This window comes from Thiobacillus sp., assembly GCA_024235835.1.
GTDB lineage: Bacteria > Pseudomonadota > Gammaproteobacteria > Burkholderiales > Thiobacillaceae > PFJX01.
The window spans coordinates 1,112,780-1,126,401 of record JACKLQ010000002.1 but is presented as its reverse complement, the minus strand read 5'-3'; the positions used below and the strand labels follow the sequence as shown (position 1 = coordinate 1,126,401).

At 62.4% G+C, this 13,622-nt stretch carries 14 protein-coding genes; 9 read left to right on the top strand and 5 right to left on the bottom strand.

Features of this window, described 5'->3' with window-relative positions:
• The first annotated feature begins 97 nt into the window (after positions 1 to 97).
• From cadA to H6935_13570, 9 genes are all read left to right on the top strand, one after another.
• Positions 98 to 2,566 carry a cadmium-translocating P-type ATPase gene (gene cadA, locus H6935_13610; protein MCP5279377.1) on the top strand — a complete coding sequence of 823 codons (2,469 nt, stop codon included), beginning with the start codon at positions 98 to 100 and terminating at the stop codon, positions 2,564 to 2,566.
• A gap of 65 nt (positions 2,567 to 2,631) precedes the next feature.
• Positions 2,632 to 2,814 (top strand): cbb3-type cytochrome oxidase assembly protein CcoS, encoded by a 183-nt coding sequence (ccoS, locus tag H6935_13605; protein ID MCP5279376.1) that lies wholly within the window; start codon positions 2,632 to 2,634, stop codon positions 2,812 to 2,814.
• A gap of 88 nt (positions 2,815 to 2,902) precedes the next feature.
• On the top strand, positions 2,903 to 4,333 hold the full coding sequence (gene ccoN, locus H6935_13600) for a cytochrome-c oxidase, cbb3-type subunit I (GenBank protein MCP5279375.1): 1,431 nt from the start codon (positions 2,903 to 2,905) through the stop codon (positions 4,331 to 4,333).
• An 18-nt stretch (positions 4,334 to 4,351) separates the two neighbouring features.
• Positions 4,352 to 4,963, top strand: a complete 612-nt coding sequence (ccoO, locus tag H6935_13595) for a cytochrome-c oxidase, cbb3-type subunit II (protein ID MCP5279374.1) — start codon at positions 4,352 to 4,354, stop codon at positions 4,961 to 4,963.
• A gap of 1 nt (position 4,964) precedes the next feature.
• Positions 4,965 to 5,138, top strand: a complete 174-nt coding sequence (locus tag H6935_13590; GenBank protein MCP5279373.1) for a cbb3-type cytochrome c oxidase subunit 3 — start codon at positions 4,965 to 4,967, stop codon at positions 5,136 to 5,138.
• A gap of 31 nt (positions 5,139 to 5,169) precedes the next feature.
• Entirely contained in the window at positions 5,170 to 6,153 is a 984-nt protein-coding gene (gene ccoP / locus H6935_13585; GenBank protein ID MCP5279372.1) for a cytochrome-c oxidase, cbb3-type subunit III, read from the top strand.
• Positions 6,154 to 6,320: 167 nt separating this feature from the next.
• Complete coding sequence (gene ccoG, locus H6935_13580) at positions 6,321 to 7,742, top strand: cytochrome c oxidase accessory protein CcoG (GenBank protein MCP5279371.1); 1,422 nt, start codon at positions 6,321 to 6,323, stop codon at positions 7,740 to 7,742.
• 9 nt (positions 7,743 to 7,751) lie between these two features.
• A complete protein-coding gene (locus tag H6935_13575; GenBank protein ID MCP5279370.1) occupies positions 7,752 to 8,279 on the top strand; it encodes a FixH family protein in 528 nt (175 codons plus the stop codon).
• 35 nt (positions 8,280 to 8,314) lie between these two features.
• Positions 8,315 to 8,437, top strand: coding sequence for a DUF3149 domain-containing protein (locus tag H6935_13570; GenBank protein MCP5279369.1), 123 nt, complete (start codon positions 8,315 to 8,317; stop codon positions 8,435 to 8,437).
• A gap of 60 nt (positions 8,438 to 8,497) precedes the next feature.
• Here the strand turns inward: H6935_13570 and fliI are convergent, their stop codons facing one another.
• From fliI to fliE, 5 genes are read right to left on the bottom strand one after another with little or no spacing between them, the layout of a single operon-like run.
• Positions 8,498 to 9,835 carry a flagellar protein export ATPase FliI gene (gene fliI, locus H6935_13565; GenBank protein MCP5279368.1) on the bottom strand — a complete coding sequence of 446 codons (1,338 nt, stop codon included), beginning with the start codon at positions 9,833 to 9,835 and terminating at the stop codon, positions 8,498 to 8,500.
• A 59-nt stretch (positions 9,836 to 9,894) separates the two neighbouring features.
• Positions 9,895 to 10,590, bottom strand: coding sequence for a flagellar assembly protein FliH (locus H6935_13560; protein ID MCP5279367.1), 696 nt, complete (start codon positions 10,588 to 10,590; stop codon positions 9,895 to 9,897).
• A gap of 36 nt (positions 10,591 to 10,626) precedes the next feature.
• Entirely contained in the window at positions 10,627 to 11,625 is a 999-nt protein-coding gene (gene fliG, locus H6935_13555; GenBank protein ID MCP5279366.1) for a flagellar motor switch protein FliG, read from the bottom strand.
• Positions 11,622 to 13,277 carry a flagellar M-ring protein FliF gene (fliF, locus tag H6935_13550; GenBank protein ID MCP5279365.1) on the bottom strand — a complete coding sequence of 552 codons (1,656 nt, stop codon included), beginning with the start codon at positions 13,275 to 13,277 and terminating at the stop codon, positions 11,622 to 11,624. Before fliF ends, fliG begins: the two co-directional genes overlap by 4 nt.
• Positions 13,278 to 13,295: 18 nt before the next feature.
• On the bottom strand, positions 13,296 to 13,616 hold the full coding sequence (fliE, locus tag H6935_13545) for a flagellar hook-basal body complex protein FliE (protein ID MCP5279364.1): 321 nt from the start codon (positions 13,614 to 13,616) through the stop codon (positions 13,296 to 13,298).
• Positions 13,617 to 13,622 lie beyond the last annotated feature (6 nt).

The window sequence follows — 13,622 nt, the reverse complement described above, 5'->3', positions numbered from 1 at the left end:
ACCGCCCCAGACAAGACCATCCCCCCATGGAGAACGGAGCCGACCAAGAGTCGGCCCCGGGGGCGCGGTGATCCCCGGCCGGGTAGAATCCGCCGCCATGCCCGACGCAAACGACTTCCCCGCTTCATCCGCCATCTGTTTCCATTGCGGCGAGCCCGTACCCCGGGGCACAAGCTACGTCATCAATTACCAGGGCACTGCAAGGCCCGCGTGCTGCCTGGGTTGCAAGGCCGTGGCCCAAACCATCATCGACTCGGGCAACGCGGATTATTACCGTCTGCGCACCGACATGCCTCCCACGCCGGAAGCGGCCCTGGAGGAACTCAAGAACCTCAAGCTCTATGACATTCCGGAGGTGCAGGCCAGCTTTGTCAGCAGCGCCGGGGAGGACGCGAACCTGCGCGAGGCCAACCTGATCCTGGAGGGCATCGTCTGCGCCGCCTGTGTATGGTTGAACGAGCGCCATCTGCTCCAGCTGCCCGGGGTGCTGGGGGTGGACATCAACTTCTCCACCCGTCGCGCCCGGGTGCGCTGGGACAACGGCAGGATCCGGCTCTCCGACATCCTGAAGAGCATTCAGGAGATCGGCTACCTGGCCTATCCCTTCGACACCAATCGCCAGGAAGAACTATTCCGTAAGGAGCGCAATACCGCCATCCGCCGGCTGGCCATCGCCGGCCTGGGCATGATGCAGGTCATGATGTACGCCGTGCCCGTGTACATGGCCGAAGGCGACACCATGGCGGCAGATATCGAGGCCCTGATGCGCTTCGCCAGCCTGCTGCTCACCACGCCCGTGGTGTTCTATTCCGCCTGGCCCTTCTTTCAGGGCGCCTGGCGGGACCTGCGGCTGTTCCGGGCCGGCATGGACGTGCCCGTGGCCCTGGGCGTTGGCCTGGCCTATGCCGCCAGCATATACGGCACCTTCACCGGCAGCGAGGACGTGTATTTCGATTCGGTTGTTATGTTCGTGTTCTTCCTGCTCACCGGACGTTTCCTGGAAATGAACGCACGCAAGAAATCAGCGGAGGCGGCGGAAAGCCTGGTCAAGCTCATTCCCGCAGCAGCAGTGCGACTGCCAGCCTTTCCCGCCCGCCGGGAGGAGGAAACCGTGGCCGCCGTGAAACTGGTGCCCGGCGACCATGTCCTGGTGGGCCCGGGGGAGAGCTTCCCCGCCGACGGCGCTGTCGCCGAAGGCGTATCCAACGTGGACGAGTCCCTGTTGACTGGAGAGTCCCATCCCGTGGGCAAGCAGGCTGGCAGTCCTGTCATCGGGGGCACCCTCAACCTGGAAAGCCCCTTGGTGGTGAAGGTGGAGAAGGTGGGCGCCGACACGGTGCTCTCCGGCATCGTGCGCCTGCTGGACCGGGCCCTGGCTGAGAAGCCCCACCTAGCCCTCATCGCCGATCGGGTAGCGGCCTGGTTCGTGCTGGCTCTGCTGCTCATCGCCGCCGCAGTGGCCACCGCCTGGTACTTCACCGATCCCTCCAAGGCCTTCTGGATCACCGTCTCGGTGCTGGTGGTGTCCTGCCCCTGCGCCCTGGGCCTGGCCACCCCTGCTGCCCTCACCGCCGCCCTTGGGCGCCTGACCCGCCTGGGCCTGCTTTCCACCCGGGGCCATGCCCTGGAAACCCTGGCCCGGGCCACGGATTTCGTCTTCGACAAGACGGGCACCCTGACCACGGGCGAATTCAGCCTGCGGGATGTGCATGTGCAGCGAGGCGAGAAGAACCAGGCCATGGCCATTGCCCGGGCACTGGAGCAGGGCGCCACCCACCCTGTGGCCGCCGCCCTGCGCGCCGCGATTCCGGGCAACGTCAACCTGGAAGCCGAAGAACTACGCTACATCCCCGGCAAGGGCGTCAGCGGCCGCGTGACCGGCCGGGACTATCGCCTGGGCACACCGGATTTCATTGGCGCCGTACCGGAAGACATTCACGCCCCGGGCCTCACCCTGGTGGGGCTTGCGGACCAGGAAGGCGTACTGGCCTGGTTCGCCCTTGGGGACGCCTTGAGGCCCCAGGCTCGCCAGCTCATCGCCGAACTGAAGACCCTGGGCGTGCGCCTGCACCTTTATTCCGGCGACCGTGGCGAGAACGTGCAGGCCCTGGCCCGGGAACTGGACATCGAGGATGCCCGTGGAGACATGCTGCCCCAGGACAAGCTGGAAGCGGTACGTACCCTGCAACAGGCCGGCGCGGTGGTGGCCATGACCGGAGATGGAGTAAACGACGCACCTGTGCTGGCTCAGGCCCAGGTATCCGTGGCCGTGGACCAGGGGGCCGAAGCGGCCCAGGCAGCAGCGGACATGGTGCTGCTATCCAGCGAGATTGGCCGCCTGGCCGACGGCGTGGTCCTGGCCCGCAAGACCCAGAAGATCATCCGTGAGAACCTGGCCTGGGCCGCCCTCTACAACCTGCTGGCCATTCCTGCCGCCGCCCTGGGTTACATCACTCCATGGATGGCAGGCATAGGCATGTCCCTTTCCTCCCTGTTGGTGGTCCTGAATGCCATGCGCCTGTCCCGCATTGCTTCCCATGACGCTATCAGGGGCGTGGAGCCATAAAGTTTTTTGATTGCATGTTTCCTGAGGCAAGAAATACCATGCGCGGCGACCAATAAAAAAACCTCATGGATATCCTCTATCTCCTTATCCCGCTCAGCCTGGTTTTCGTGGCGGTCATTGCCCTGGTTTTCCTTTGGGCAGTGAAAAGCGGCCAGTTCGAGGACATGGAAGGTCCCGCCCACCGCATCCTCATGGACGACGATTTGCCTGGCCCGTCGCCCAAGGAACCACGTGGAACGCCACATTGACTTGGATCAACTAGTTATTTAGGATTTGAATGTCGTTTTTTGACATTCATTTTTTTGTGACCCAGCCTTAACTGCTAAGGAGACCCGTATGGAAGCAACATACAACTATAAGGTCGTCCGACAGTTCGCCATCATGACGGTTGTGTGGGGAATTGTTGGTATGCTGGTCGGCGTCATCATCGCCACCCAGCTGATCTGGCCGGACATTACCAAGGATCTCGGTCCGCTCTCTGCCATCTTGTCCTATGGCCGACTGCGCCCCCTGCATACCAATGCGGTGATCTTTGCCTTCGGCGGTTCCGCGCTCTTCGCCACCTCCCTCTATGTAGTTCAGCGTACCTGCCAGGCCCGCTTGTTGTCCGACGGTTTGGCCGCCTTCGTGTTCTGGGGCTGGCAGCTCATCATCGTTCTCGCAGCGGTGTCCCTGCCCCTGGGCTACACCACCAGCAAGGAATACGCTGAGTTGGAATGGCCCATCGACATCCTGATCACCGTGGTGTGGGTAGCCTATGCGGTGCTGTTCTTCGGCACCATCATGAAGCGCAAGACCAAGCACATCTATGTGGCCAACTGGTTCTTCGGCGCCTACATCGTCACTATCGCCTTGCTGCATATTGTCAACAGTGCCGAACTGCCCGTGACCCTTACCAAGTCGTACTCAGCCTACGCCGGCGTGCAGGATGCCATGGTGCAGTGGTGGTATGGCCACAACGCCGTGGGCTTCTTCCTGACCACCGCCTTCCTGGGCATGATGTACTACTTCATCCCCAAACAGGCCGGTCGGCCCATCTTCTCCTACCGCCTGTCCATCGTGCACTTCTGGGCCCTGAACTTCATCTACATGTGGGCCGGTCCTCACCACCTGCTGTACACCGCCTTGCCTGACTGGGCCCAGTCCCTGGGCATGGTCTTCTCCCTGATGCTGATCGCGCCCTCCTGGGGCGGCATGATGAACGGCATCATGACCCTGTCCGGCGCCTGGCATAAGCTGCGCACCGATCCCATCCTGAAGTTCCTGATCACCGCCATGTCCTTCTACGGTATGTCCACCTTCGAAGGCCCCATGATGTCCGTGAAGACCGTGAACGCCCTGTCCCACTACACCGAGTGGACCATCGGCCACGTGCACTCCGGCGCCCTGGGCTGGGTGGCCATGATCTCCATCGGCTCCCTGTACCACCTCATCCCGCGCCTCTTCGGCCGCGAGGAGATGTACAGCACCCGGCTGATCAACGTGCACTTCTGGTGGTCCACCATCGGCGTGGTCCTATACATCGCTTCGCTGTGGATTGCCGGTGTGGCCCAGGGCCTGATGTGGCGTGCCACCAATGCCGACGGCACGCTGACCTACAGCTTTGCCCAGTCCGTGAACGCCATGTATCCGTTCTACGCGATCCGTCTGATCGGTGGCTTCATGTTCTTCGCCGGCATGCTGCTGATGGCCTACAACGTGTGGAAGACCATCGCCGCCGGCAAGGCTGTGAACGACGCCCGCATCCCCGAAGCTGTCGCGGCCTAACGGACAAGGAGACTACACATGTCTGCACACAAGGTTCTTGAAAAGAACATCGGCCTGCTCATGATCTTGACCTTCATCGTCGTGTCCATCGGCGGACTGGTCCAGATCGTGCCCCTGTTCTTCCAGAAATCCACCACCCAGCCGATCGAGGGCCTCAAGCCCTATAACGCCCTGCAACTGGCGGGCCGGGACATTTACATCCGGGAAGGCTGCGTAGGCTGCCACTCCCAGATGGTGCGTCCATTCCGCGCGGAAACGGAACGCTACGGCCACTTCTCCGTGGCCGGAGAGTTCGTCTACGACCGGCCCTTCTTGTGGGGTTCCAAGCGCACTGGTCCCGATCTGCATCGTCTTGGGGGTCGTTATTCCGACGATTGGCATTACGCCCACTTGATGGATCCCCGCTCCGTGGTGCCCGAGTCCAACATGCCGGCCTATGCATGGCTGGCTGATGCCCCGGCCGATGCCTCCGATATCCAGGCGAAGATGAAGACCCTCAACATCGTCGGTCACGGCTACACAGACGCGGAAATTGCCGAAGCCCCTGCCATGCTAGACGGCAAGACCGAAATGGACGCCCTCATCGCCTATCTGCAGGTGCTCGGCACCTACGGTCCCAAGGTTAACTGACATGGACGCTGGTCTCTTCGGTTCCATCGCCACCGTGCTGTTCTTCCTGGTGTTCATCGGCATCGTCTGGTGGGCCTTTCACCGGCAGAACAAACAGAAATTCGACGATGCTGCCCAGCTCCCCTTCCAGGAAGACGCTGGCGATGACCATGGGACCGGCAAAGCGCCTAATTGATTAGGAGACACTCATGATTGCTGGATATGCTATTCCCGACTTTGTCAGCGACTTCTGGCATTACTACGTTGCCGTGTTGAGCATCGCAGGCATTCTCTTTTCGCTGTACGTGCTCCAAAGCCAGACCACCCAAAAACTGGCCCCAGGAGAGCAGGCTGAACTGATGGCCCCCACATGGGATGGCGACCTGCAGGAACTCAACAATCCCTTGCCCCGCTGGTGGATGTGGATGTTCTATGGCCTGATTTTCTTCGGCATCATCTATCTGGTCCTGTATCCCGGCATGGGTAAGTTTGAGGGTGTATGGAACTGGTCTTCCGCCAAGGAGTACCAGATTGAGAAGGAACGCGTGGATGCCAAGTTCAATGCCGTGCTGCAGCCCTTCATGGGCCAGGACGTCATGACGGTGGCAGCCAACCCCGACGCCAGAAGCATGGGAGAGAACCTGTTCCTGACCTACTGCTCCCAGTGCCACGGCTCCGACGCCCAGGGCGCCAGGGGCTTCCCCAATCTGGCCGACAACCAGTGGCTGTTCGGCGGCACGCCCGACGACATCAAGGCCAGCCTCACTGGTGGCCGCATTGCCGAAATGCCTGGCGGCATGGCTGGTGACGAGCAGAGCGCCAAGGAAATCGCCAACTATGTCCTGTCCATGGGCGGCAAGCCCCATGACGCTGCCCTGGCCGCCGTCGGCAAGGACAAGTACGCGGTGTGCGCCGGCTGCCACGGCGAGGATGGCAAGGGCATGCCCGCCGCCAGCTTTCCCAACATCGTGGACGACGCCTGGCAGTACGGTGGCAGCGAGGCAGCCATCATCGAGACCATCGTCAAGGGCCGCAAGGGTGGCATGCCCGCCCAGGCCCATCTTGGCGAGGCCAAGATTCACCTCCTGACCGCCTACGTATGGGGTCTGGGTGGTGGCCAGAAACCCGTGGTTGACGCCCCGGTCGCCGAAGCCATGCCTGCCGACGCGGCAACCCCCGCTGACGGCGCCGCGCCCGCAGCGGCAAACTAAGCGGTTCATCCCGGTGGGCCGGTCTACCGGCCCCCGGAAAGCAGGCCGTTCCCCGAGCGGCCTGCTTTCCGGGATCCGCCAAAGCAGTGGATACCCTAAGGATGGATCGGAGAAAAAGACCGCCAATCCGATTGGCGGCTAACGATCTGACTTGAGAGGAAGAGAAATTGACTGATCCCAAGCCCACCGACAGCATCCCCATCATCAAAAAGGGCGAAGAGGAACAATCCCTGTACGCAGTGCACCAGAAGATTTACCCCCGTGCCGTGCACGGCTGGTACAACTGGTGGCGTATCGGCCTGGTGGTGCTGACCCAGGCCCTCTATTACGGCCTGCCCTGGCTGCAATGGAATGACCGGCAGGCAATCCTCTTTGACCTGGGTGCCCGCAAGTTCTATCTGTTTGATCTGGTGTTCTGGCCCCAGGACTTCATCTGGCTGGCCGTGCTACTGATCATATCCGCCCTGGGCCTGTTCCTGTTCACCGCCATCGCCGGCCGCCTCTGGTGCGGCTATGCCTGCCCCCAGACGGTCTATACCGAACTCTTCATGTGGGTGGAAGGCTGGATCGAGGGTGACTACAAGAAGCAGCAAAAGCTCAACACCATGCCCTGGAGCGGGGAAAAGATTCTGCGACGGGGCGGCAAGCACTTGGCCTGGATCATCCTGGCACTGTGGACCGGCTTCACCTTCGTGGCCTACTTCACCCCCGCCACTGAACTGTGGCAGGAACTGCTGACCTGGAACCTGGGCCCCTGGGAGACTTTCTGGATCTTCTTTTACGCCTTCGCCACCTGGGGCTTCGCCGGCTTCATGCGGGAACAGGTATGCAAGTACATGTGCCCCTATGCCCGCTTCCAGAGCGTGATGTTCGACCAGGACACCCTCATCATCACCTACGATTACCGACGTGGCGAGGGGCGTGGCTCCCGTAAGAAGGGATCGGACTACAAGGCCCAAGGCCTGGGGGATTGCGTGGACTGCGGCATCTGCGTGCAGGTCTGCCCCACCGGCATCGATATCCGTAACGGGCTGCAGTACATGTGCATCGGCTGCGCCGCCTGCATAGACGCCTGCGACCAGGTGATGGAAAAGATGGAATATCCCAAGGGCCTCATCCGCTACTCCACCCAGAACGCCATCGAAGGTAAATACGGGGACAAGAGCATCATTTCCCATGTATTCCGCCCCCGCACGATTTTCTACACAGTTGTGCTTTCAGCCATCATCGTTGCCTTCCTGGTTACCTTGGCAGCCCGTGTCCCCCTGCGCGCCGACGTCATCCGCGACCGCATAACCCTGTCCAGGGAAGTGGAAAACGGCCAGATCGAGAACGTGTACCGCCTGCAGATCATCAACATGGACGCCAAGGCCCACCGCTACACCATCAAGGCCACGGGCATCAAGGGCCTGACGGTGCATTCCGGCGCCGAGGTGGATATCCCTGCCCTGGGCACCGCCAACGTCAATGTATCCCTGCGCACCGATCGCCTTAACCTGCAACGCCCCAGCCATCCTGTGTTGTTCAGCATCCAGGCGGAGGACGACGCTTCCATCGCCCGGGAAGCCAAGTCCAGCTTCCTGAGATGAGGTCACGCCATGAATAGCGCAGCGCCCGGCAAACACAACCTGCCCTGGTGGAAGGAGCGCATGGTCTGGCTGATCATCGCCCTGCCGCTGAGCGCCGTGGTGGCGGGCCTCACCACGGTCTACATCGCTGCCAGGGATCCGGATGACCTGGTCAAGGCGGATTACGTCAAGACGGGCATGGCCGTGGTGGCGCCCCGGGAAGCTCTGGCGTCGGCGGCACGCCTGGGCATTTCCGCCCGGCTGGCCCATGAGGAAGGCACCTTGCTTCTGAATGTGGAAAATCTGCCAGCAGATGGTGAAGCGCTCCAACTGACGCTGGTGCACCCGACCAAGGTGGAACTGGATCAAATAATCCCCCTGCAGGTTGTAGGACAGGGGAAATATCAAGCCCAGGTGGCATTAACGGGCCAGGGCAAGCGCCATCTCATCCTGGAACCGGCGGGTAACCGCTGGCGTCTGGAAGGTGATTGGCAGGCGCCCTTTACTGAAGAGACGAGCCTGCACGCAGGTGCACACAATCCATCAACGCACCCTTAAGGGGCCTAAAAAGGAGCTTGTAAATGGACGCCGTGATGAAAGAACTCTTTGGCAGCGACATCGGCCTGCTGAGCCTGTTTACCATCGGATTTCTCATCGCCATGGGCCTGTTTATCTGGACCCGTCTGGCGAGCAAGTCCCGGGACGAAAACGGCTGACGTGCGATTGACCATGCGGGGGCCGGCCCCTGTGCCCGGCTCTCGTTGTGTTTCGCCTCTTCAACTCCTGGCCAGCAAGGCTTCCAGTTGCTCCCGGCTGGGCAAATAGGCTTCCTTGTCCAGGAAGTCCTGAACAAGAAATTGCTCCATCCTTGGATATAAGGCGATCGCCTCATCCAATTGGGGATCATTTCCCTTGCTGTAGGCACCGATGGTTATCAGATCCCGGCTGCGTTGATAACGGGCATAGTGGGCCTTGAACCGCCGCACCCGATCCATGTCCTGGCGTGACAACAATTCAGTGATGGCACGGGAAATGGAGGCCTCTATATCGATGGCGGGGTAATGCCCCTGGTCTGCCAATTGGCGTGACAGCACGATGTGTCCGTCAAGGATGGCCCGGGCGGCGTCAGCCACCGGATCCTGCTGATCGTCCCCTTCCATGAGCACGGTGTAGAAGGCGGTGATCGAGCCGCCGCCCTTGCGTCCATTGCCGGCCCGTTCCACCAGTTGGGGCATCTTGGCGAAGACCGACGGCGGGTAGCCCTTGGTGGCCGGAGGTTCACCAACGGCCAGGGCGATCTCCCGCTGGGCCTGGGCATAGCGGGTCAGGGAATCCATGATCAGCAGTACGTTCATGCCCTGGTCGCGGAAGTACTCGGCGATGGCCGTGGCGTAGGCCGCGCCATGCAGACGCAGCAGGGGTGGCGAGTCGGCGGGGGCGGCCACGACCGCAGCCCGACGCAGGCCTTCCTCGCCGAGGATGTTCTCGATGAAGTCCTTCACCTCCCGGCCCCGCTCGCCGATGAGTCCCACCACCACCACGTCCGCGGCGGTATAGCGGGCCATCATGCCCAGCAACATGGACTTGCCCACGCCGCTGCCGGCGAACAGGCCCATGCGCTGGCCCCGCCCCACGGTCAGCAGGGCATTGATGGCCCTGACCCCCACGTCCAGCACATCCTTGATGGGCTCCCGCTCCATGGGGTTGAAGGGTCGGGCATACAGGGGCACCCGCCTGGGCGCCTCCACGGCGCCCAGGCGGTCCAGGGGGCGGCCCGCGCCGTCGATGACCCGCCCCAGCAGTTCCGGGCCCACCGCCACCTGGCGTATGCGGTCCTCGATACGGCGGCGCCGGACGAAGGGCTTGCTGATGAGGGGCGGTTCGAAGGAACAGGAACCGGACAATTCCACATGGGCCCCGGGTGCCAGACCATATACGTCGGTGGATGGCATCAGGAACAGGCGCTCGCCGGAAAACCCCACCACCTCCGCGTCCACCTGCTGGCCACCGGGCATGACTACACGGCAGGACACCCCCGTGGCCAGCTTGAGGCCAGAAGCCTCCATGACCAGCCCAGCCACCCGGGTGAGGCGACCACTGGTACGCCAGGGCATGATCTGACCCACCGCCTCCTGACAGTCCCGAAGATAGCCGACGAGGTTGGCGGCGCGGCTCAGTCCAGCCACTCGGTGCTCGCCCCCAGGCATTCGGAAATCTCCCGCCAGCGGACCTGCATCGAACCGTCCAACTCGCTGTGGGCACTCTCGAAACGAAAGCCGCCCGGCTCCATCTGCTCGTCCTCCACCAGTTTCCATGACAGGTGGTTGTGTTCCTGGGCCAGCCAGTCCCTGACCACCTGGGCACTGTCAGGATGCACGAAGACACGATAGTGGCCACTGAGCGAGGGGAGCGACAGCAGGGCCTGGCGCATGGTGTCCAGCAACAGTTCCGGCTTCACGCGCAGACTGGTTCCCACCACCTGCCGTGCCACGACGAGGGCCAGGGTCAGGATTTCCTGGGCCACTTCCCCATCCTGGCGCAGGCGCTCGGACTCCAGGGATTCGGTCAGGAGCCGCAGTTGGCGGGCATATTTCTCCCCCTCCTGGCGTCCCGTCTCGAATCCTGCCTTGCGGCCTTCCTCCAGGCCCAGGTTGTAGCCCTCCTGCCAGGCTGCCTGTTGAATGTGCTCCAGATCCTCAGCGGTGGGTAGATTCAGACGCAGGTCTGTGTCCTCATCGAACCCGTCCTGGACATGGCCCGCGGGAGAGCCAGCCGCTCCGGTTCGAGGCGGGGTTTCGCTTTCCTCGAACGCCGCCAATTCCCAGCGCTGGTATGCGGTGAGTTGTTCCTTTGGTATGACTTTGGACATGGTGGCTGCGGGTTGCTGTCAGGAGGCGAGATGGAATTATTCCACCAAACCCTCTTCGCCCCCCTTGCCGCCCAGCACGATCTGGCCTTCGTCCACCAGCTTGCGCACAATCTTGAGGATTTCCTTCTGTTCCGCCTCCACCTCGGAGAGCCGCACGGGCCCCTTGGCCTCCAGATCTTCCTTGAGGGCCTCGGCGGCACGGCTGGACATGTTCTTGAAGATCTTGTCCTTGAGATCCTGGGACGTGCCCTTGAGGGCGATGATGAGGGTCTCGGACTGGACCTCCCGCAACAACAACTGCACGGAACGGTCGTCCAGTTCCAGGATGTTGTCGAAGGTGAACATCTGGTCCTGGATCTTCTGGGCCAGATCCGCGTCGTGCTCGCGGATATTGGCCAGTACCGAGGCCTCGATGGCGCCCCCCATGTAGTTGAGGATGTCGGCCGCAGTCTTCACGCCCCCCAGGGAACTCTTCTTGGTAACCTCGCCGCCCGAAAGCAGTTGGGTCAGGACTTCGTTGAGTTCCCGCATGGCCAGGGGCTGGACCCCTTCCAGGGTGGCGATGCGCAGCATCACGTCGTTGCGCAGACGCTCCGGCAACATGTTGAGGATCTCGCTGGCATGGTCCCGGTCCAGGTGCACCATGATGGTGGCGATGATCTGGGGATGCTCGTTGCGGATCATTTCCGCCACGCTGGCGGAATCCATCCACTTCAGGCTCTCGATGCCCGCGCTTTCGTTCCCCTGAAGGATGCGGTCGATGAGATGCCCGGCCTTGTCGTCTCCCAGGGCCTTCTTGAGCACGGAGCGGATGTACTCGCTGGAGTCCCCCAGGCTGACGCGGCCTTCGGTCTCGTCATGGAAGGACCGCAGCACCACATCCATCTGCTCCCGGCTGACGTTGCCCACGGTGGTCATGGCGGTGCCCAGCTTCTGCACCTCCTTGGGGCCCAGATACTTGAATACCTCGGCGGCCTCTTCATGCCCCAGGGCGAGCATCAGGATGGCGCACTCCTTGATGCTTTGCTCGCTCATTCCTTGGCCATCCATTCCTTGATGATGTCAGCCGTGAGCTGGGGGTTGGTCTTGGCGAACTCCTTGACCTTCACAAGGGTCTCCCCGTAGGTATCACCACGCCCGGCCCCGGAAGCGCCCTCCATTCCCGCCGCACCGCGCTCGCTGCCGTCGAGCCCAATGCCCTCGGGCGTTACCGCAACCGGCGCCTTGAGCAGATCCCGCAACAGGGGGCGCAGAACCCCGAAGACCAGATAGAAGGCCAGGCCGAATACGACGAGGTTCTTGAGCAGGGATTTGGCCATGGAAACGTTATCCGGATCCTTCCAGAGGGGAATGTCCATTTCGACCTTGGCCTCCGTGAAGGCCGCATTCACCACGTTGACCGTGTCGCCACGCTCCTGGCTGAAGCCCATGGACTCTTTCACCAGATTGTTGATCTGCTCCAGTTCCTGGGCTGTCAGGGGCGTGGGCTTGCCGGGCTCACCTTCCGGGCCCGGAATCGCCGCCCGGTAGTTCACCACCACGGCCACGGAGAGGCGCTTGACCCGGCCCACCGGGTCCTTAACGTGGCGTATGGTCTTGTCCAGCTCGAAATTGACCGTGCTTTCCTTGCGGCTCGAACCGCCCCCACCACCCTGCCCAGCCGTAGTGGGGTTGGACCCCGCGTTGGCGCCTGCCGGGGCAGTGGTGGGCGCAGTGGCGGGACCGGGAGGCTGGTTGGTCAGGGCTCCCGGCACACCCTGGGCCTGGTTTCCGGTGGCGTTGATGTCCTCCACGGACTGTTGGCTGCGGATGGCCTGGGCCTCCGGCGTGGGGTTGGGCTTGTAGGTCTCGCTGGTGGCCTCTGACTGGGAGAAGTCCAGGTCGGCCCGCACCTCCGCCTTGACGTTGCCCTGGCCCACGATGGGCGAGACGATGGCCTCGATGCGCTGGGCATAGTAGGACTCCATCTGGCGCAGGTAATCCAGCTGGCTGGCATCCAGACCCTGGATGGCACCACCGTCGTTCCTGGCCGTCATCAGATTGCCGGCCTGGTCCACCACGGTCACGTTCTTGGGCGAGAGTTCCGGAACGCTGCTGGAGACCAGATGCACGATGGCCTGGACCTGGCCCGCATCCAGTGCCCGCCCGGCATGCATGTTTACCAGCACGGACGCCGAAGGCGCCTGCCTGTCTCGGATGAAGACGGAAGGCTTGGGGATGGCCAGGTGAACCCGGGCGGATTCAACGGGAGACAGGGACTGGATGGAACGGGCCAGTTCACCTTCCAGGCCCCGCTGGTAGGTGACCTGTTCCTGGAACTGGGTCATGCCCAGCTTGGCGGCGTCCATCAGCTCGAAGCCCACGGCCCCACCCTTGGGCAAGCCCTGGGCTGCCAGCTTGAAGCGCAGGTCGTAGACCTGGTCCGAGGGCACCAGCAGTGTTCCCCCCGCCTCGGTCTTGTAGGCCACGTTCATCTGCTGCAGGGTCGCGGTGACCGCCCCCGCGTCCTTCTCCGACAGGTTGGAGAACAGTACGCGGTAGTCCGGGCTGCTGGACCACAGGAACAACCCCACGACCAGGGCGATGGACGCCGCCACGGCTGCCGCAATCCCCATTTTTCTGGAGGCGGGCAGTTGATTGAAGCGCAGGGAAAAGTTGTTGAGAAGGTTCTGTGCCGGAATGGCCATCCGTCAACCGTGTCCCGATCAGACCTGCATGTTCATGATTTCCTGGTAGGCCGATACCAGTTTATTGCGTACCTGCACCATGGTCTGGAAGGACAGACTGGCCTTCTGCAAGGAGAGGACCACATCCTGTAGGTTGACATCGGGGTCGCCGGCTTCGAACTGTCGTGTCAGCTGCTTTGCGTCCATCTGGGCGCTATTGACCTCGTCCACCGCCGATTTCAACAAGGCCGCGAAGTCCTGTCCGGAGTCGACAGCCAGGGCTGACTGAGGCGCGGATCCACCCGCTGCCTGCACCGCCACGGCGCGCAACTGGTTCACCATCTGATCGATATTGCTCATCGCCCT